Here is a 20,445-nt window from a genome sequence, read left to right as displayed (position 1 = left end):
GACGGGCACCACAGTTGAACAGGCGCGATTAGCTCAGCGGGAGAGCACTACCTTGACACGGTAGGGGTCACTGGTTCAATCCCAGTATCGCGCACGGTCGCTCGACTCAGAGTGACGGGCACGACGGTTCAACTGGCGCGATTAGCTCAGCGGGAGAGCACTACCTTGACACGGTAGGGGTCACTGGTTCAATCCCAGTATCGCGCACCACGAGAGGCCGGATCCGCACTGCGGGTCCGGCCTCCGGCGTTTCCGGGGCCCGCGCGGGGCTCCGCAGGGGTCCGCCAGGGCGGGTCGGCCGACGGTGCCGTGGTCGGGCGCCCTCACCGACGTCCGACCACGGCACTCGTGGCCGCCGGAGCCCGACGCCCGCCGCCGGGCCGGGGCGTGCCCGGCCCGCCCGAGGTCGGGTGGCGTACCCGCGCGGCGGCGTCCGTCTCCGGCCGGCACCCGCTCCCTGTCCCCTGGGAGCCGGCGCCCTTCTCACAGCGGCTGCCGTCCGGCCGGTCGCTGTCCCTGTGATCAACAGTAGGGCGGGGCACGGCCGGTGGCGTCATGCCTCGGTGCCGTCCTGGAGGGGTCCGCGAGGATGACGGTCGCCCCCTGGGGCTACGCCTCAGGATGGAGCACCCGTTGCGGAGCCCCTGAGGGGGAACCCTGAGCCGGAGAGTCGGACAATCCCATTGGCGGTTCGCGTGTTGCGTATCAGCACACCGCAGCAGACGTTCCGTAAGCTGTGCCCTGTAGGAACTGACGACGCCCCAACACCCGGGGCCCTTCTCACGGGTTGCCCACCTGACGGGCCGACGGGACAGACATGGGCATGATGCGGCTGAGGCGTGAGGACCCCCGCATCGTCGGCCCGTACCGCCTGCACCGGCGACTCGGCGCCGGCGGGATGGGCGTGGTGTACCTGGGGTCGGACCGCAAGGGCCAGCGGGTGGCCCTGAAGCTGATCCGGGCCGAGCTGGCCGAGGACTCGGAGTTCCGCACCCGGTTCGCCCGCGAGGTCGCGGCCGCCTCCCGGATCCGGGCCGGCGCCACCGCGCGGGTGGTCGGCTCGGACATCGAGGCGGACCGCCCGTGGCTGGCCACCGCCTACGTGCCCGGCCCGTCGCTCTACAAGCGGGTGGGCGACGAGGGCCCGCTGGCCTGGCCCGAGGTGGCCCGGATCGGTGCCGCCCTGGCCGACGGCCTGGTCAAGGTCCACGAGGCCGGTGTGGTGCACCGGGACCTGAAGCCGTCCAACATCCTGCTCTCCCCCAAGGGTCCGCGGATCATCGACTTCGGCATCGCCTGGTCGCGCGGCGCCAGCACGCTCACCCACGTCGGCACCGCGGTCGGCTCCCCCGGGTTCCTCGCGCCGGAGCAGGTGCGCGGCGCCGCGGTCACCCCCGCCACCGATGTGTTCGCGTTCGGGGCGACGCTGGCCTATGCGCTCACGGGCGACACGCCGTTCGGCTCGGGCGCCTCGTCCGAGGTGATGCTCTACCGGGTGGTGCACGAGGAGCCGGACCTCTCCGAGGTCCCGCCGGTGCTGGCCCCGCTGCTGCGGGCCTGTCTGGCCAAGGAGCCGCTGGACCGCCCCGGCGCGGCGCACCTGCACGACCGGCTGAGCGAGCTGGCGGCCCGGGCGGGGGGCGGTGCACGGCCCCGGAGTGCCTCGCCGGTGCCGACGCCGGCGCCGCGGCCCCGGGAACAGGGCCTGACGCCCGCCGAGGCGGCGGCCCGGGAGGCGGCCCGGGCGGAACGCGTGGCCAGGGAGTCGGAGGAGGCCCGGGCACTGGGTCGGCCCCGGTTCGCGCGCTCGCAGCCGGAGCCCGGCCAGGCGCAGTCGGCGGGCCAGGCCCGGCCGGGGGCGCGAGCGGTCCGCCCGGCGGGTGCCGAGGCTACCGCGCGCCTGACTCGGCCACGGCCCGAGGGCGCGGCCCGGCCCCGGCCCGAGGGCGCCGTCCGGTCGACCCCGGCCAGGCCGGCGCCGGCCCGGGAGCGCCAGCACACTCCGCCGCCCGGTCGCGGGCCTGCCGCCCGCCGACGGCTGCTGCGGCAGCGCCTGGTGGTCTTCATCACGGTGACCATCGGGGTGGCGCTGGCGATCGCCGCCGCCCAGGGCTGCGAGGACCGGCATTCGCGCGGACTGCCACCGCCGGTGGTCGGCACGGCCCCGAGTGCGTCGTCCGGTGCGGCCTCAGCGGGTCAGGCGGGTGGCGTGGGTCAGGCCGGTGGCGCGGGTCAGGCGGGTGGCGCGGCCCCGGCGATCGGGCTGTCGGCCGACGGTGCCCAGCCCTCGGCGCCGGGTGCCGCGCCGATCGCGCGGACGAGCGGCGGCACCGGGAGCCCGAGCAGTCCGCCGGCGGGCGGGTTCGGACCGGCCGGCGGCCCGGTGCCGGCGGTGGACTGGCCGAACCGCAGCTACCCGGACCCGGCGGGCGGCCCCGCGATCCAGTTGCAGGACGGGCAGTCCACGGGCCGGCCGCCGGTCGGCCTGACCGCCGTGATGCCGGCCCGCTACCGCGGCGCGCCCGCGGCGGCGGTGGTGCTGCGGCGGACCGAGGGTTCGGTGCCGGTCGACCTGGTGGAGCTGTTCACCTTCAACGGCGACACCCCCACGCCGGCCACGGCCCGCGCCTCGGCCGCCGACCCGGCCTCGACGGCCACCTGGCGGCTGGAGGAGGGCGCGCTGGTGCGGGAGGAGCGGGTGCCGCAGACCGGTGCCACGGCCACCACGCGGTACGCCCTGCGCGGCGACGGGTCGCTGGATGAGTCCTGGCCGGGTGCCGGGATCTCGGGCGGCACCGGGCTGGGGTCGGCGAGCGGCGCGCCGTAGGTTCACCGGCGGCGAGGTGCCCCTGCTGAGCGGACCGACGGCGAGGTGCCCCTGCTGAGCGGACCGGCGGCGAGGTGCCTCTGCTGAGCGGACCGGTGGCGAGGACGGACGGCTCAACGGATGGCGGCGTTCACCGGAGCAGAGCTGCCAGCGCCTCTTGAGGTATTGGCGCCGGGGGTTGTGCGCCCGGCGGATTCGCCAACCGGTCCGCCGGTCTCCCGGCCGAACCGCGCGGTGCGGAACCGGCGGCGCGGAGGGCGACGGCGTCGGGGGCGTACTCCCGGTTCGCGGCGCTCGCGCTGGTGGAGGGCCGGGTGGGGCGACTGCCGGCACCGCACGGGGCGCTGTCGGCGGCGCTGCGCGTCGAGGTCGCCGACGGGATGGCCACGGGAGGGCGGCGGGCTGCGAAGCGGTCGCCGGTCCGACCGGGCCGGCGCGGCTGTCGTCAGGGGTGCTGCCCGGCCGCCGATCCGCCACCTTCTGACTGTCAGTCATGAGTGGCACACTCTGCGGCATGGAACGGATGCCGCCCGACCCTGCCGCCCACCCGGAGCAGCCCCACCGCGACCGGCCCGGCGCCGACCAGCCCACCCCCGACCGGTCCAGCGCCGACCAGCCCACCCCAGACCGGTCCGGCGCCGACCTGCCCGGCGCCGAAAGCCGGCGCCGGATGCGCGAGTTCGCCGAGAGCCCGCCCTATCCGGTGCACGGCCTGCGGCGCCCGGTCGTGGTGCCCGCGATCCTGGGCGGCTGGGAGGCAGCCGACGGCCGCACCACCGCGGTGCGCCTGTCCTACGGCTGGTGCCCCGAGGCCGAGGCCGCGGAGCCTCCGGCAGCCCTCGGCCGGGGGTGCCCCCAGCTCCGGGTCGACACCGGCCCACCGGGCAGCGCGGGGGAACCGGCCGACCTCAGGGGCGTGCTGCTGGACTGGCTGGGCGGGCAGGCCGGGGCCGAGCCGGTTCACGGGCGGTCGGCGCGGGGCGAGTTGTGCGTCCTGGGTGACGCCTGGGCGTTGCGGCTGGCGGTCGACGGACAGGCGGTCACGGTGCTCGGGCGGGGCGTCGACCCGGCGGACGTGGAGCTGGGGCCGGTGGGCGACCTGCTCCCGTACGTGGTCGAGCGCGACCGCCTGCTGGCGCAGCTCTGCGCGTCGCGGTCGGCGCTGCCGGAGCCGGAGTTGGCGCCGGCCCATGGGATCGCGGCGGTGCGGGCCTTCCTGGAGACCTTCGTGCCGGGCGGCCCGGATGCCGCCGAGTCCTATGGCGCGCTCGGGCGGCGGGCCGTGGCGGAGCTGGACGGGGTGCTGCGCTGCGGCCCGGCCCGGGCCACGTACCTGGTCTACTCGCTGGTCAACCAGATCACCGAGCTGCGCCGGTCGATGCCCTGGTTCAGCGCCCCGCACGGACCGCGGGCGGCGGCCGTGGAGGAGTTGCTGCGCCATCTGGTGCTGGGGCAGCCGGTGGACAGCGAGTCGGCCCAACTGCTCTGGGAGCAGTACTGGTCGGTCCAGCAGCGGGCCGCCGACGCGGACTTGGACTGGCTGCACGGTCTCTGGGTCGAGGCCTGGACGGATTGGGCCCAGCGGCGCAGCAGCCCTGACTGATGGTCAGGTATGACAGCCCGTCATCTCCTGTTGGCGCGGTGTTCGCCCGGACAACTGTTCCGGCGGTTGTACTGGCGCGTAACATCCGGGCGACCCGATCAGCGGAACCACCGGCCACCAGAAAGGGAACTTCCATGTCCTCGATCAACCGCCGCAGGTTCCTGACCGGCCTGTCCGCCGGGGCGGCACTGTCGCTGACCGGCGGCGGGTTCGCCTCCGCCGCCGGCCTCGACCGGGCGCTCGACCTGAGCACCCGCCGGGCCGTGCGGATCGGCGGCACGACCCTGGAGCAGGTCGCCACCCCCAGCGGCGGTGCGGGCGGCTACCAGCGGCTGGCGGCCGGCCCCGGCTGGCCGCTGGTGGTGCGCGACGAGCTCGCCACCGCGCAGTCCGGCCGGGACGACCGCCGCACCGGTCTGGCCGGCTTCGTCCAGTTCACCGACATGCACCTGACCGACACCGAGTCGCCGATGCGCTTCGAGTTCCTGGGCCACCTGGACGACGCGGCCTGCCGCCCGCAGGAGACGCTGACCGTGCGCGGCGCCTCCGCGCTGGTCGAGCGGGTCAACGCACTCGGCTCCGGCCCGTACACCGGCCTGCCGTTCAGCCTGGTGGTGACCACCGGCGACAACACCGACAACCACGAGCAGATCGAGCTGGACTGGTACCTGTCGGTGATGAGCGGCGGCCTGATCACTCCCAACAGCGGTGACCCGAGCCGCTACGAGGGCGTGCAGAACTCCGGCGACCCCGCCTACTGGAACGCCGAACTGGCCTTCCAGGACGCCTACAAGCAGGCCGGGTTCCCCCAGATCCCCGGCTTCCTGACGGCCGCCGGCCGCACCTTCCGCGCCCCCGGCCTGACGATCCCGTGGTACACCACGGTCGGCAACCACGACGACAGCATCGTGGGCACCCTGCCCGACCTCGGCCTGGTCAACGACATCTACACCGGCAACCGCAAGCTCGAGGGGGTCGACGCGGCGGACGCGGCGCAGCTCTTCGCCCAGTTCAAGTCCGACCCGGCGGGCGCGCTGCTGAAGGTCGGCCAACTGCTGGGCGACGCGAGCCTGGTGCGTCAGGTCACCCCGGACGACCGGCGCAGGCCGTTCACGCCGAAGAGCTTCGCGCAGGCCCACCTCAACCCCGCCGTCACCGGTCCGGGTCCCTTCGGTCACGGCTTCACCGCCGACGCCGCCGCCAGCGGCGACCTCTACTACACCTTCCGGATCGCGGACGGGGTGGTGGGCATCAGCGTGGACACCACCAACCTGGCCGGATGGGCGGACGGTTCGATCGGCACCGCCCAACTGCACTGGTTGGAGCAGCAGTTGCAGGCGCACAGCGGCCACTGGTACGACACCGACGGCAATGTGGTGCGCGGCGGGGCGGGCGGCGACTACGTCATGGTCTTCAGCCACCACACCAGCACCACGATGGGCAACCTGCTGCCCGACCCGCGCAACGTCTTCGAGCGGCGCCACAACGGCAGTGAGCTGGTGGCCCTGCTCCAGCGCTATCCGAACGTGGTCGCGTGGGTGAACGGCCACACCCACATGAACCAGATCACCGCGCACGGCCACGCCGTGCCCGAGCGGTCGTTCTGGGAGGTCAACACGGCCTCGCACATCGACTTCCCGCAGCACGCCCGGGTCCTCGAGCTCGCCGACAACGGCGACGGCACCATCTCGCTCTTCACCACGCTGATCGAGTCCGCCGCGCCCTACGCCACGAGCTTCGACGACACCTCGGACGCCAACCTGGCCGCGCTCAACCGCGAGCTGTCCTACAACGATCCGTTCGCCAAGCCGGCTGCCAAGATCGGCACGTCGCTCGACCACAACACCGAGCTGCTGCTGGCCAAGCCGAGCCGCTGACGAGTCGCCGGGGCTCCGGGCGGCGGGCAGGGCACCGCCCCCGGAGTCCTTCAGCTGTTGCGCGGCCGGGTCGCGTAGAAGGCCACGGCAGAGGCGGCCGCCACATTGAGGGAGTCGACGCCGGCGTCCATCGGGATGCGGACGTGCTCGTCGACCGCGGCGAGCGTTCCGCGGGCGATGCCGTCACCCTCGGTGCCGAAGACCAGGGCGAGCCGGTCGTCGTCGCGCGCGGCCAGCTCGTCGAGGGTGATGGCCTGCTCGCTGAGGCAGAGCGCGGCGACCGTGAAGCCCGCCGAGTGGAGGGTCCCGACGGCCCCGGGCCAGGACTCCAGCCTGGTCCACGGCACCTGGAAGACCGCGCCCATCGAGACCTTCACCGACCGCCGGTAGAAGGGGTCGGCGCAGCGCGGGGTGAGCAGCACCGCGTCGACGCCGAGGGCGGCCGCGTTCCGGAAGGCGGCCCCGATGTTGGCGTGGTCGACGATGTCCTCGAAGACCGCGACCCGCCGGGCGCCGACCAGCAGCTCGGCGGCGGCGGGCAGCGGCCGGCGGGTCATCGAGGCGAGCGCGCCGCGGTGCACGTGGTAGCCGGTGACCTGTTCGGCCAGCGCCGGCTCCACCACGTGCACCGGGGCGTCGGCCTCGGCGATGACGTCCGCCATCACGGTCAGCCACTTGGGAGTGAGCAGCATCGACCGCATCAGGTAGCCGGCCGCCAGTGCCCGCCGGATGACCTTCTCGCCCTCGGCGATGAAGAGGCCCTCGGCGGGCTCGCGGCGGCGGCGCAGCTCGACGTCGGTCAGGCCGGTGTAGTCGGCGAGCCGGGGGTCGGCGGGGTCGGTGACGGTGCGGGGCTGGGACATGGCGGGCTTCCGGTCGGTCAGGCGGTCAGTCGCGCGGGGTGGCGGGTTCGAGGATTCCTACCACCTCGCCGATCACGATCACCGCCGGCGGGCGGACGCCTTCGGCGGCGACGGTCTCGGCGACGGTGCCCAGGGTGGCGTCGATCCGGCGCTGGGCCGCGGTGGTGCCCTCCTGGACCACGGCGACGGGGGTTTCGGCGGGCCGGCCGGCGGCGACCAGCCTGGCCGCGATGGCGCCGATCCGCTCGACCGCCATCAGCAGCACCAGGGTGCCGCCGAGTTGGGCTGCGGCGTCCCAGTTGACCAGCGAGCGCGAGTCCTCGGGTGCCACGTGACCGGAGATCACGGTGAAGTCCTGGGTCAGCCCGCGGTGGGTGACCGGGATGCCGACCGCCGCCGGGACGCTGATCGAGCTGGAGATGCCGGGCACCACGGTGACCGGGATCCCGGCCTCGACGCAGGCGAGCAGCTCCTCGCCGCCGCGGCCGAAGACGTACGGGTCGCCGCCCTTGAGGCGGACCACGAACTTGCCGGCCCTGGCGTGCTTCACCAGCGCCCGGTTGATCGCCTCCTGGGCCATCTGCCGGCCGTAGGGGATCTTGGAGGCGTCGATCACCTCGACCTGCGGGGGCAGCTCGGCGAGCAGCTCGCGGGGGGCGAGGCGGTCGGCGACCACCACATCGGCGTCGGCGAGCAGGCGGCGGCCGCGCACCGTGATCAGGTCGGGGTCGCCGGGGCCGCCGCCGACCAGCGCCACACCAGGAGCCCGGTGGCGGTACTGGCGGGCCGACAGGCTGCCGTCCCGCAGCCCCTCCACGATGGCGTTGCGCAGCGCGGCCGAGTGCCGGGGGTCGCCGGTGAGCACCGCGACGGTGGTGCCGGCGTCGTCGTGGCCGCTGGCCGGGGTCCAGGCGGTGGCCGCGGCGGCGTCGTCACTTCGGGAGCAGAAGATCCGGGCCGCCTCGGCCTCGGCGCTGACCGCCTCGTTGACCTCCTGGTCGGAGCTGGCGACCAGCACGTACCAGGCGTCGGCGAGGTCCCCGGACCGGTAGCCGCGGCGGTGCCAGCTGATCTCCCCGGCGTCCGCCATCGCCTGCACGGCCGGAGTGGTGCTCGGCGAGACCAGGTGGACGTCGGCGCCGGCGGCTATCAGCGCGGGCAGACGGCGCTGGGCGACCTGGCCGCCGCCCACCACGACGACCCGGCGGCCGGTGAGCAGCAGGCCGACGGGGTACGGGGTGAGGCCGGCGGTGCTCGGGTGCGGGCTGGGCGCGTTCATGTGGGTAGCTCCTGGGGGCTGGGGGCTTTTCGGGTGCAGCAGGGCCCCGTACCGGCGCGCCCTCGGGCCGGTACGGGACCGCAGCGGGGTGGCGGACGGGTGTCAGCCCTTCTCGGTGACCCCGGCGGAGTCGAAGGTGGCTACATCGTGCATCGCCCGGGCGGCACTCTGCACCAACGGCAGGGCCAGCAGGGCGCCGGTCCCCTCGCCGAGCCGCAGATCGAGGTCGATCAGCGGGCGCAGTCCGAGCTTGGCGAGGGCCGCCTGGTGGCCGGGTTCGGCCGAGCGGTGCCCGGCGATGCAGGCGGCCAGCACCTCGGGGGCGATCGCCTTGGCGACCAGCGCCGCCGAGCCGGCGATGACGCCGTCCAGGATCACCGGGGTGCGCAGCGAGGCGGCACCGAGCAGGAAGCCGGCGATCGCCGCGTGCTCCAGACCACCGACGGCGGCCAGCACGCCGATCGGGTCGGACGGGTCGGGCTGGTGCAGCTCCAGGGCGCGGCGGATCACGTCGACCTTGCGGGCGTGGGTCTCGTCGTCGATGCCGGTGCCGCGGCCGGTCACCTCGACCGGGTCGGCGCCGGTGAAGACGGAGATCAGCGCGGCGGAGGCGGTGGTGTTGGCGATGCCCATGTCACCGGTGATGAGGATCTTGTTGCCGGCCGCGACCAGGTCGCGGGCGGTCTCGATGCCGACCTCCAGCGCCTTGAGCGCCTGGTCCCGGCTCATCGCCGGGCCCTCGGTCATGTCGTTGGTGCCCGGCATGACCTTGCGGGGCAGCAGGCCGGTGGTGCGGCCCTGCTGGATCGCTTCCGGCAGCTCGGCCTTGACGCCCACGTCGACCACGCAGACCTCGGCACCGACCTGGGCGGCGAAGGAGTTGACCACCGCTCCGCCGGCCAGGAAGTTGGCCACCATCTGCGCGGTGACCTCCTGCGGCCAGGGGGTGACGCCCTGGGCATGCACACCGTGGTCGCCGGCGAAGATCGCCACGCAGCCGGGCTCGGGGATCGGCGGCGGGCACTTGCGGGACAGGCCGGACAACTGCGCGGAGATGATCTCCAGCATGCCGAGCGAGCCGGCCGGCTTGGTCATCCGCTTCTGCCGGTCCCAGGCCTCGCCGAGCGCCTTGGCGTCCAGCGGGCGGATGGTGCGCAGCGCCTCGGAGAGCACGCTGTGCGGCTCCTCGCCGGGCAGTGCGCGGTTGCCGTACTGCTCCTCGTGGACCACCCAGGAGAGCGGGCGCTTCTTGGCCCAGCCCTGCTGCTGCAGCTCGGGCTCGTCCGGGAACGCGTCGACGTAGCCGATGCAGAGGTAGGCGACGACGTCCAGGTGCTCGGGAAGACCGAGCTCGCGGACCATCTCCTCCTCGTCGAAGAAGCTCACCCAGCCGACGCCCAGGCCCTCGGCGCGGGCCGCCAGCCAGAGGTTCTCGACGGCGAGGGCGGCCGAGTAGGGGGCCATCTGGGGCTGGGTGTGCCGGCCGAGGGTGTGGCGGCCGCCGCGGGTGCGGTCGGCAGTGACCACGATGTTCACCGGCGTGTCGAGGATGGCCTCGATCTTGATTTCCTTGAACTGCTTGGCGCGCGCCTTGGGCAGCGAGTCGGCGAACGCCTCGCGCTGCCTCTCGGCCAGCGCGTGCATCCTGCGGCGGGTCTCCGAGGAGCGGATCACCACGAAGTCCCAGGGCTGGGAGTAGCCGACGCTGGGCGCGGTGTGGGCGGCCTCCAGGACGCGGAGCAGCACCTCGTGCGGGACCGGGTCCGGGCGGAAGCCGTTGCGGATGTCACGGCGCTCGCGCATCACCTGGTGGACGGCCTCCCGCATGGCGTCGTCGTAGCCGGGGGCCGCGGGGGCGCGGGGGGTCTCGGGCTCGGCGGGCAACTCGGCCTCGGCGGGCTCCTGGGCCGCGTCGGCTGCCGGGGCGGCGGCGGGCGCCGGGGCTTCGGGGGCGGCCTGCGCTATCGAGGCGGCGAGGTCGGGCTCGGCGGCGGGCTCGGCGGCGGGCTCGGCAGTGGGCGCCGGCGCGGGGTCGGCGGCAGGGGCGGGCTCCACCGCGGTGGTGTCCTGCTGGTCCTGCGGGGGCGCCGCGTCCGTCTGGTGGTCCTGCTGGTCCTGGGGGGCCGCGACGGGCGGCTCGCCGGCGGACTGCTCGGTGGCGGGCTGCTCGGCGGCTCCCTGGGGGGCGGCCGGGGCCTCGGCGGGTTGGGCGGCGGCGGCATGAGCCTCGGCCTCGGCCTCGGCGGGCTGCTCGGCGGCGGGCTGCGACTCGACGGCGGGCTCCGGCTCGACGGCGGTGGGCTGCTGGGCCTGGGCCTGGGCCTGCTGCTCGGTGGGCTGCTGGGCGTGGGCGGGCTGCTCGGCGACCGGGGGCTCGGCGACCGGGGGCTCCGCGCCGGGCTGGGCAACGGCGGCGAGGCCCAGCGCGGCCGGGTCGGCGAGGAAGGCGGCGATCCGGCGCGGGGTACCCGGGGGCAGCTGCGGCGCGGCGGCCTCCGGGCCGGCGGCCTGCTGTGCGACGGCCTCCGGGCCGGCACCCTCCTGCACGGGGGCCGGGGTGGCGGCCGCAGCCTCCGGGGCGGGGGCTTGCTGCGCTTCGGCGCTCGGTGCGACGGCGGCCTCCGGCTGCGCCTCGGTCATCGGCTGGGCCTCGGCGGCCTGCTGGGCCGGTGCCTGTGCGGGGGCCTCGGCGGCCTGCTGGGCCTCCGCCACCGGCTGGGCCTCCGCCACCGGCTGGGTCTCGGCGACCGGCTCCACAGCCAGGGCCTCGGCGCCGGGGGCGGCAGCCTGCTGCGCGGCGACCTGCGGGACGGCCTCGGCGACGACCGGTTCCACGGCAACCGCGGCCTCGGGCGCGGCAACCGCCTCGGGCACCGCGACGGCGGCGACTGACACACCGTCAGCGGGCGCACCGGCCATGCCGGCCACCTGCTCGACCGCGACCGGGGCGACCGGCTGCTCGGCCGGCGCCTGCTGCACCGGCAGCGCCAGCGTGACGTCCACTTCCGCCTCCGCGGGCGGCACCGGCTGTGCCGCTGCCGGCACCTCGTGCACCGGCGCGCCGCCCGGCGTGGAGGGCCCGCGGTCGGCGAGTGAGCGGACCGGCACCTGACCGGTCATCATCGAGGGGTCCGGGATCGGCGGACCGGCGTGCAGCGGACGCCGCTGCGACGCGGCGGCCGGCACCGGCTGCGGCGGCACCGGAGCGGGAGCCGCGACCGCGTCGGCGACCGGTGCGACGGGTGCCACCGGCACGGCGGCCGGCGCCTCGGCGTACCCGGGCGGGGCCACCGGCGGCCAGGAGGGCTCCACCGGCACCCCGGCGGCCGGCTGCTCCACCGGCGCGCCCGGCGCGGGCTGCCCCGGCACCGGCGCGACCTGCTCGGCGCCCTGGTAGCCGGCCGGCGCGGCGAAGGCGCCGGGCGCGGGCGGCGTGAGGGCCTCACCGAGCGGCATGACGGGCGTGGTCGCCGGGTCGGCCCAGGCGCTCTGCGGCCCGGGCATCAGCAGCACGTCCTCCTCGTCGTCCGGCTGGTCGATGAAGTGGTAGGTGGATCCGCCCACCGGTGCCGTCTGGCCGACGAGGTCGCCGCCCCACCCGCCACCTCCCTGGGCCGGATCGCTCCCGGTCTCGGGGAGCAGGTGCTCCGGCCGTCCCTCGGCGGGGACGTGACCACCGTCGGTCATCTCAACACTCCTTCCGGGCCGCTTCCGCGACCTTGGCGACCCGGTCGCCGACCGAGGCACACCGCCCGCTCCGGGTCCAAGCCGGGTACCGGCCCACCCCACCGTTCAACCTGCCGACCGCCGCGTGCCGACGGCCGTGGGCCGTCCGACCGGTCACGGTGGACGACGCCCGCGCCCGGGCGCCCCCTCGGGACGCTCGCACGACGGACACCGTCACCTGGACTAACGACAGCCCGGGGCATCCGGCACGACCGGCCCGAGCCCCGGGTCATTCTTCCGGTCAGGCGTGCGTCAGTCGAATGCCCACGCACCGATCTCCGTGTGCGTTGCACCACGTCGGCACGGCCCGCGCCGCACTGGCAAGGGCAGCAGGCAGATCGTCAGACTACCGGCCAACACGATCCATCCGGACCCCCACTGTCCGAATCATCCTCATTTGCCGACCCGTCACCAGCGACTTCACGGCACCTCCCCAGCATGCCCGGGTCAGGAGGCGGGCTCGGCCCAGAGCAGCATGGTGCTCTCGAACGGCCCGATGGCGACCTCGGGCTCCGGGTCCAGCGGCGCGGACTGCAGCACCGTGCCCTCGATCCGGTAACCGGCGGCGGTCACCACCGCGCGGATCGCGTGCGCCTCGGCGACCGTGCCGGCCAGTGCCACCAGCCGGGCCGGACGGCGGGTCAGCACCGCGGCGACCACCTCGGCCCCGCCGCGCTCCACTACCACGGCGTCCGGCTCGGGCAGCCCGCCCAGTACCTCCGGCGCCCGCCCGGCGGCGGTCTCCAGTTCGACGCCGTACCGGCGCGCGTTGACGGCGATCCGGGCGCAGGTCGCCGCGTCGTCCTCGATCGCGACCACCGCGGCGCCGAACCGGGCGGTCTCCACCGCCAGCGCGCCACTGCCCGCGCCCACGCACCAGACCAGGTCGCCCGCGCCCGGGCCGAGCCTGGCCAGCACCACCGCCCGGGTCTGCGGCGAGAGGGTGAGCGGTGAGTCGCCGTCATAGGCGTCGCCCGGCAGCGCCCAGCCGCGCTCGGTGCCCGGGTAGCCGACCGGGCGGCCGGCCAGCCAGCCGGAGGTGGCGTCCGCGCCCTGGCCCTGCGGCGTGGAGCCGCCGATCACCAGCACCACGTTGGGATCGCGCCAGTCGTGGTCCGGCACCCGGTCCGAGGTGAGCACGGTGACGTCCTCGTCCTCGGTGCCCAGCGCCTCGCAGACCACGAAGGTGCGGTGCACCCCGCGCAGCATCAGGGCCAGCTCGCTCGGCCCGGCGTCGGCGCTGGTCAGCACCGCGACCTTGGGGTGGGCCCGGCAGATGTTCGCGGCCCGGCGCAACCGTCCGCCGTGCGTGGAGACCACCTGGGCGTCCTCCCAGGGCATCCCGGCGCGGGCGAAGGCCACCGCGACCGAGGAGACCGCCGGCAGCACCTCCAGTTCGAGTCCGTACTCGGGCCGGCGCAGCGTGCGCACCACGCCGAAGAACCCCGGGTCCCCCTCCGCGACCACCACCACGGCGCCCCGGTGCTCGGCGATCCGACGGGCCGCCACTTCCACGCTGCCCAGCGCGATCCGCTCGGCCGCGGCCGGCACCGGCAACGCGTTCAGCTGGTACGGCGCTCCCGCCACCAGGGTGGCGGCGGCGAGCGCGGCGGCGGCCGCCTCGGTCAGCGGCGTTCCGTCCCACCCGATGACCGTGATCCGGTCAGCCATCGCGGCTGCTCTCCCTCGAAGATCCTGGGCGGGAGGCGCTGCGCCCCCGCTGCCTGGGCCGTCCGCCCAGCAGCAGAGGTTACCTGGTGGTCGGGTCGGTGCCGCAGCAACCAAGTGTTCTTGATCGCCGGCGTTGCGGCGGTGGTGCCGCGGCGGCTCAGTCCTGCAAGGCGTAACGGTCCTGCAGGTACGCGTCGACCGGTTCGAGGTCCTCGGGCAGCAGGCTCCAGAGGATCAGGTCGCTGCGGCTCTCCTCCCCCGGCGAGCCCACCTCGCCGGTGCGCACTATCCAGGCGCTGCGCAGCACGCCCTCGCTGATGCAGCCGATCTTCTGGGCCACCTGCTGCGCGGCGGTGTTGCCGGCGGCGGTGCGCAGCTCCAGGCGCAGGAAGCCGCGGTCCTCGAAGAGCCACTGGGCCACGCCGAGCAGCGACTCCACCGCGTATCCCTCGCCGCGCGCCCAGGGCGCGGTGACGTAGACGGCCTCGGTGCTGAGCAGCCGCCAGTCGGTGTGGCGCAGCTCGACCAGGCCGACCAGCCGGCGGGTCAGGTGGTCGGTGACGGCGAACGCGATGCCCCGGCCCTCGGCCCGGACGGCGGGTGCCTGCCGGCGGATCCAGTCCAGCGCGTGCTGGAGGGTGTAGGGCTGGGGCACGTCGGTCCAGCTCAGCACCAGGTCGTCGGCCATCATGGCGACCAGCTCGGGCGCGTCGCCCTCCGCCAAGGGGCGCAGCAGCAGCCGTTCGGTGCTGATCGCGGTCTCGGGGAAGCTCGCTGGCATACCGTCTCTCCTCGCCGGGTCGTGGACCCACGGTACGCCCCGTTCGGCCCAACCGTTGCCACGGGGCGACGGTGCGTCAGCTGAGGGGGCATCGGGGTCGGCCCGGTGACCCGGTGTGCGGCGCGGCCGGACAGAGGGCCGCCACCGGAAGGCCGGGGCCGTCCCGGCCGGGACCACCGCCGTGCGCGGTCAGGGGTTCCTGCCGGTGGCGGTGGGCCGGCGCGGCACCACCTGGCACGAGTGGTCCGGCGCCGAGCCAGGGCGGGGCCCCCGTCAGCGGGTTCGCGGACGGGGACCCGGCCCTGGCTGCGGTCGGCCGGATCAGAAGGACGGGATCACCGAGCCCTGGAAGGTCGTCTGGATGTACTTCCTGACCTCGTCGGAGTGGAGCAGCTGGGCCAGCTTCTGCACTCGGGGGTCGTTCTCGTGGCCCTTCTTCACGGCGAGCACGTTGGCGTACGGGTTGTTGTCCGCCTTCTCCAGCACGATGGCGTCGGTGGCGGGCTTGAGGCCCGCGCCGACCGCGTAGTTGCCGTTGATCACGGCGGCGTCCACGTCGTCCAGTGCGCGCGGCAGCTGGGCGGCGTCCAGCTCCTTGAACTTGAGGTGCTTCGGGTTGCCGGTGACGTCGTGGATGGTCGCGGTGGTGCCCGCGCCGTCCTTGAGGGTGATCACCTGGTTGTCGGCCAGCAGCTTGAGCGCGCGGCCCTCGTTGGTGGCGTCGTTGGGCACCGCGACCTGGGCGCCGTCGGGCAGGTCGGCGACCTTCTTGACCTTCTTGGAGTAGACGCCCAGCGGCTCCAGGTGGACGGCCTCCACCGGGACGATGTCGGTGCCGTGGGTCTTGTTGAAGTCGGTCAGGTAGGGGACGTGCTGGAAGAAGTTGGCGTCGGCGGAGCCGTCCTGCACGGCGGGGTTCTGCAGCGTGTAGTCGCTCACCTCGCGGACCGTCAGCTTGAGGCCCGCCTTGGCCGCCAGGTTGTCCTTGATGTAGTCGAGGATCTGGGCGTGCGGGGTGGGGCTGGCGACGACGACCAGCGGCTTGTCCGCGCTGTCCGAGGAGGACGAGGAGCCGGAGCAGGCCGTCGCGGACAGGGCGAGGCCGGTGGTTGCGAGGGCTGCGGTGGTGAACTTCAGGACGGTACGCACGAAAAGTGCCTTTCTCCGTTTTCGGTGAACCGCGCACCCGGGGTTCCGGGGGCGGAAGTCTGCGGGGGTGGGTCAGGCGCGGTCGGTCTGCGGGGGGGGTGGTTCAGGCGCGGCGCAGTCGGGCGAGCAGCCCGGTGGCGGCTCCGCGGTGGCTCAACCGGCGCACGACCAGGTCGCCGATCAGCTGGACCAGGGTGACCAGCACCACCAGCTCGATCACGATCACGATCATGAAGCCGGTCTCGAAGCGCATGTAGCCGTAGGTGATGGCCAGGTTGCCGAGTCCGCCGCCGCCGACCGTGCCGGCCATGGCGGAGTAGCCGATCAGCGCGATCACGGTGGTGGTCAGCGCGGAGACCAGGTCGGGCAGCGCCTCGGGCAGCAGGGCCTTGCGGACCACCGCCCAAGTGGAGCCGCCCATCGCCTGCACCGCCTCGACAAGTCCGCCGTCGACGCCGCGCACCGCGGTCTCCACCAGGCGGGCGTAGAACGGGATGGCGCCGACGGCCAGCGGCACGGTGGCCGCCTGCCAGCCGATCGAGGTGCCGACCACCCAGCGGGTGAAGGGGATCAGCGCGACCAGCAGGATCACGAACGGCAGCGAGCGGCCGACGTTCACGATCGCGCCGACGACCTTGTTGACGGGCCGGTTCCGCAGCAGGCCGCCCCGGTCGGTGAGCACCAGCAGGATGCCGAGCGGCAGGCCGAGCAGCAGGGTCACCAGGGTGGCGATGCCGACCATCTGCAGCGTCTCGATGGTCGCGTCGTGCAGCAGCGGCTGCATGTCGTCCCAGGTCATGCCAGAACTCCCTTGCTGCCGAAGGCATTTGCGCCGGTCTCGGTGATGACGTCGACCTGGAGGCCCTGCTCGCGCAGGTAGCCGATCGGGACGACGTTGTCCTGGTGGAAGCCGGGCAGCTGGACCCGCATCCGGCCGACTTGGCGACCCCCGATGGTCTCCACCGCGGCCCCCAGGATGTTGAGGTCGATCTGGTAGGTGCGGGCCAGCTGGGAGATGAACGGCCGACCGGAGCTGTCGCCCTGGAAGGTGATCTCCAGGACGGTGCCGTCCGGTCCTGCGGAATCACCGAGCGGGAACAGTTCGCGGGCCAACTCGGAGGTGCCGTCGGAGAGCAGGTCGGTGAGGGTGCCGGACTCGACGATCCGTCCGTCGCGCATCAGCGCGGCCGAGTCGCAGACCGACTTGACGACGTCCATCTCATGGGTGATCAGCAGCACGGTCAGGCCGAGTTCCTGATTGAGGGTGCGCAGCAGACCCAGGATCGAGCGGGTGGTCTCCGGGTCGAGCGCCGAGGTGGCCTCGTCGGAGAGCAGCACTTTGGGGTCGCCGGCCAGCGCGCGGGCGATGCCCACCCGCTGCTTCTGGCCTCCGGAGAGCTGGCCGGGATATGCGCCCGCCTTGCCGCCGAGGCCGACCAGTTCGAGCAGTTCGGCGGCCCTGCGGCGGCGCGCGGCACGGTCCAGTCCGGTGATCTCCAGCGGCAGTTCGACGTTCTCCTGCACGGTGCGCGAGGAGAGCAGGTTGAAGTGCTGGAACACCATGCCGATCCGGCGGCGCGCCTCGCGCAACTCCCGGCCGGCCCGGTGCTCGCTGCCGCGCAGTGCGGTCAGCTCGACGCCGGCCACGGTGACGGTGCCGGAGGTGGGGCGCTCCAGCATGTTGACGCAGCGGATCAGGGTGCTCTTTCCGGCCCCGCTGGTGCCGACGACGCCGTACACCTCGCCTTCGCGCACATGCAGGTCGACGCCGCGCAGGGCGCTGACCTGACGGCCCCGTGAGGTGTAGACCTTGGTGAGGTCCTTGGTGGTGATCACAGCTGCTTCCGTTGCTCGGGGACGGTGTTGGCAACCGGTTGCCCGGCGCCAGGGTTCGAATACGAATGACGCAGCTCGAATTCCCGTGGGCCGACGTGAAAAGCGCCGGGGATTCGGCCTTGCGGAGGGGGGAGGGCCGATGGTCGGCCAGGGGGGCTGGGCGCGCGGGCGGGTCCGTTCGGGGCGACCGTGCAGGTCGACGGGACCGCGGGGAGCCGCGTGCCGGGCTGGAGCGGCGGGCGGTGGACCCGCGGCGCGCTATCGCCCGATCAGTACTGACACATTCGACAACACATGCCACGCACACCTGCCGGCGTGGTGCCGGTGGCGGTGGTCTTCGTCGTCGCAGTCATGGCAGCTAGTAAAACAGATGAGCTGGATTAATCCCAGTGAATAGGATGTGGCGTCCATATCGTGGACACCAGCCAGTCGCCGCAAGGCTTTCAGGGGTGGTGGTAAAACAGCGGACGACCCCACCCGAAGGATGGGGCCGTCCGGCACGACGGGTTCAGACCGCGGTGGCCAGCGGGTTCAGACCGCGGTGGCCAGCGGCTCGTGCACCGCCTTCTCCAGCGTGACGTAGCTGAGCTCCCGGCTCACCTGGCGCACTCCGGTCTGCTCGTAGCCCTGGCTGGTGTACAGCCGCAGGTTGCCGAGGCTGCGGTGGCCGGTGAAGAGCTGGAACGCCCGGACCGGGCCCTCCGCGAGCATCCGCTGCTCCACGGCGCGCAGCAGGCGGCCACCGAGGCCGTGCCGCTGCATCCGCGGGTGCACCACCAGGCGCCCTATCCGGCCGACGCCGTCCTCGTCCACCCAGCCGCGCACCGTGCCGACCACCTCGTCGCCGAGGCGGGCGACCAGCACGTGACGGTCGGCCAGCTCCGCGCGCAGGCTCTCCAGGGTCTGGGTGAGCGGCTCGATCGACCAGTCGCCGTAGAGCTCGGCCTCGCTCTGGTAGCCGAGGTACTGGAGTTTGAGGATCTGTTCGGTGTCCTGCTCGGTCGCGACCGAGATGATCACGCTCATGCCCATGTGCGGGGGCCTCCCATCGTCAATGCCCGGCGCGCGCAGTGAGGGTTCACGTCGGGCGGTGTGCCGGAGGTCTGCCCGGCCGGGGATCGGCCCAGACCGGGAGTAGCGCAAGACCGTAGCAGCCGGCGAGGGCTGTCACGTTCGCCAGCGCTCTACCCAGCCTTCAGCTTCCCTCAACCGGCCCGCACCCAGCAGGTGGCGGAAATCACGCGGAAGGCCGCCGTCGCTCACGGTCGGCACGGCGCGCGGACGGCGCGGCCCGCCCGCCGCGGCACCCGGAACCACGGGCCCGGTGCGGGGCACGCCCACGTGGCTCAGCCGGTGGGCGAGGCCCACTCGCGCTGCGCCGCCAGGTCCGCCTTCACCTCGGCCAGCTGCACCGCCACCGCGCTGGGCGCCGTGCCGCCGCGGCCGTCGCGCGCCGCGATCGCCCCGTGCACGCTCAGCACCTCGCGGACCTCGGGCGTCAGGTGCGGCGAGATCCCGGCGAACTGCTCGTCGGTGAGGTCCCACAGCTCGATGCCCTGGCTCTCGCAGAGCTTGACGCAGGCGCCGGCGACCTCGTGCGCGACCCGGAACGGCACCCCGCGCTTGACCAGCCACTCGGCGATGTCGGTGGCCAGCGAGAAGCCCGCCGGGGCCAGCTCCTCCAGCCGCTCCCGATGGACCGTCAGGGTGGCCATCATGCCGGTGAAGGCGGGCAGCAGCACCTCCAGGGTGTCGCAGGAGTCGAAGACCGGCTCCTTGTCCTCCTGAAGGTCCCGGTTGTAGGCCAGCGGCAGGGCCTTGAGGGTGGCCAGCAGGCCGGTCAGATTGCCGATCAGGCGGCCGGACTTGCCGCGCGCGAGCTCCGCGATGTCCGGGTTCTTCTTCTGCGGCATGATCGAGGAGCCGGTGGAGAAGGCGTCGTGCAGCGTGATGAAGCCGAATTCCTTGGTGTTCCAGATGATCACCTCCTCCGCGATCCGGGAGAGGTTGACGCCGATCATCGCGGTGACGAAGGCGAACTCGGCGACGAAGTCGCGGGCGGCCGTGCCGTCGATGGAGTTGCCCACCGAGCCGTGCTCGAAACCCAGGTCGGCGGCGACCGCCTGCGGGTCGAGGCCGAGCGAGGAACCGGCCAGTGCCCCCGAGCCGTACGGCGAGACGGCCGTGCGGGCGTCCCACTGGCGCAGCCGCTCGGCGTCCCGGCCGAGGGCCTGGACGTGGGCGAGGACGTGGTGCGCGAAGAGCACCGGCTGGGCGTGCTGCAGGTGGGTGCGGCCGGGCATCGCGGTGTCCGGGTGGGCCTCGGCCAGACCGACCAGGGCCTCCTGGAGGTCCAGGATCAGCGCGCCGATGATCCTGGCGTGGTCGCGCAGGTACATCCGGAAGAGCGTGGCGATCTGGTCGTTGCGGGACCGACCGGCCCGCAACTTGCCGCCCAGCTCGGGGCCGAGGCGCTCCAGCAGCCCGCGCTCCAGCGCGGTGTGCACGTCCTCGTCGGCAATGGTGCCGGTGAACGCACCGGACTCGACGTCGGCCAGCAGCTGGTCCAACCCCGCGTGCATCGCCGCGAGTTCGTCGTCCGTCAGCAGGCCGGCCCGGTTCAGCACCCGGGCGTGGGCCTTGGAGCCGGCGATGTCGTACGGTGCCAGCCGCCAGTCGAAGTGGACGGAGGCGGACAGCTTGGCCAGCGCCTCGGAGGGGCCGTCGGCGAAGCGGGCGCCCCACAGGCGCACGTCTGCGGGCTGGGCGGCGGGCTTGTCGGCGGTCATCGCGTGGCTCCTGGCTGGGTTGAGGTGAGCCCCGGCCGTGGGGG

Annotated in this window: 12 protein-coding genes, 2 tRNA genes and 1 pseudogene; 5 read left to right on the top strand and 10 right to left on the bottom strand. The window is 74.1% G+C overall.

Features of this window, described 5'->3' with window-relative positions:
* The first annotated feature begins 22 nt into the window (after nt 1–22).
* From LN042_RS00715 to LN042_RS00695, 5 genes and pseudogenes are all read left to right on the top strand, one after another.
* A tRNA-Val gene (locus LN042_RS00715) sits at nt 23–94 on the top strand.
* A 41-nt stretch (nt 95–135) separates the two neighbouring features.
* Nucleotides 136–210 (top strand) — tRNA-Val (locus tag LN042_RS00710).
* Between the two features lie 607 nt (nt 211–817).
* Nucleotides 818–2,068 (top strand): annotated as a pseudogene (locus LN042_RS00705) (serine/threonine-protein kinase); the annotation flags it as partial.
* Between the two features lie 1,273 nt (nt 2,069–3,341).
* Nucleotides 3,342–4,430, top strand: coding sequence for a hypothetical protein (locus LN042_RS00700; RefSeq protein WP_230047742.1), 1,089 nt, complete (start codon nt 3,342–3,344; stop codon nt 4,428–4,430).
* A gap of 134 nt (nt 4,431–4,564) precedes the next feature.
* Nucleotides 4,565–6,307, top strand: coding sequence for a TIGR03767 family metallophosphoesterase (locus LN042_RS00695; RefSeq protein ID WP_230047741.1), 1,743 nt, complete (start codon nt 4,565–4,567; stop codon nt 6,305–6,307).
* Between the two features lie 50 nt (nt 6,308–6,357).
* Here the strand turns inward: LN042_RS00695 and LN042_RS00690 are convergent, their stop codons facing one another.
* The 10 genes from LN042_RS00690 to argH form a co-directional block, all read right to left on the bottom strand.
* Complete coding sequence (locus LN042_RS00690) at nt 6,358–7,170, bottom strand: TrmH family RNA methyltransferase (RefSeq protein ID WP_230047740.1); 813 nt, start codon at nt 7,168–7,170, stop codon at nt 6,358–6,360.
* A 25-nt stretch (nt 7,171–7,195) separates the two neighbouring features.
* A complete protein-coding gene (gene cobA, locus LN042_RS00685) occupies nt 7,196–8,449 on the bottom strand; it encodes a uroporphyrinogen-III C-methyltransferase (protein ID WP_230047739.1) in 1,254 nt (417 codons plus the stop codon).
* A 102-nt stretch (nt 8,450–8,551) separates the two neighbouring features.
* Nucleotides 8,552–12,136, bottom strand: a complete 3,585-nt coding sequence (gene cobT, locus LN042_RS00680; RefSeq protein WP_230047738.1) for a nicotinate-nucleotide--dimethylbenzimidazole phosphoribosyltransferase — start codon at nt 12,134–12,136, stop codon at nt 8,552–8,554.
* Between the two features lie 486 nt (nt 12,137–12,622).
* Complete coding sequence (gene cbiE / locus LN042_RS00675; protein ID WP_230047737.1) at nt 12,623–13,846, bottom strand: precorrin-6y C5,15-methyltransferase (decarboxylating) subunit CbiE; 1,224 nt, start codon at nt 13,844–13,846, stop codon at nt 12,623–12,625.
* A 157-nt stretch (nt 13,847–14,003) separates the two neighbouring features.
* A complete protein-coding gene (locus tag LN042_RS00670; protein WP_230047736.1) occupies nt 14,004–14,627 on the bottom strand; it encodes a GNAT family N-acetyltransferase in 624 nt (207 codons plus the stop codon).
* A 321-nt stretch (nt 14,628–14,948) separates the two neighbouring features.
* Entirely contained in the window at nt 14,949–15,776 is an 828-nt protein-coding gene (locus tag LN042_RS00665; protein ID WP_230047735.1) for a MetQ/NlpA family ABC transporter substrate-binding protein, read from the bottom strand.
* Nucleotides 15,777–15,879: 103 nt separating this feature from the next.
* On the bottom strand, nt 15,880–16,575 hold the full coding sequence (locus tag LN042_RS00660; RefSeq protein ID WP_230047734.1) for a methionine ABC transporter permease: 696 nt from the start codon (nt 16,573–16,575) through the stop codon (nt 15,880–15,882).
* Nucleotides 16,572–17,612, bottom strand: a complete 1,041-nt coding sequence (locus LN042_RS00655) for a methionine ABC transporter ATP-binding protein (protein ID WP_230047733.1) — start codon at nt 17,610–17,612, stop codon at nt 16,572–16,574. Before LN042_RS00655 ends, LN042_RS00660 begins: the two co-directional genes overlap by 4 nt.
* Before the next feature lie 531 nt (nt 17,613–18,143).
* Nucleotides 18,144–18,644, bottom strand: coding sequence for a GNAT family N-acetyltransferase (locus tag LN042_RS00650; protein WP_230047732.1), 501 nt, complete (start codon nt 18,642–18,644; stop codon nt 18,144–18,146).
* Nucleotides 18,645–18,958: 314 nt separating this feature from the next.
* Nucleotides 18,959–20,401: an argininosuccinate lyase gene (gene argH, locus LN042_RS00645; RefSeq protein WP_230047731.1), complete on the bottom strand. Its 1,443-nt coding sequence runs from the start codon at nt 20,399–20,401 to the stop codon at nt 18,959–18,961.
* Nucleotides 20,402–20,445: the final 44 nt, after the last annotated feature.

The sequence above is a fragment of the Kitasatospora humi genome (genome assembly GCF_020907985.1).
GTDB classification, from domain to species: domain Bacteria; phylum Actinomycetota; class Actinomycetes; order Streptomycetales; family Streptomycetaceae; genus Kitasatospora; species Kitasatospora humi.
Note: the sequence above shows the minus strand (reverse complement) of the source record. Positions and strands in the feature narration are given on the sequence as shown.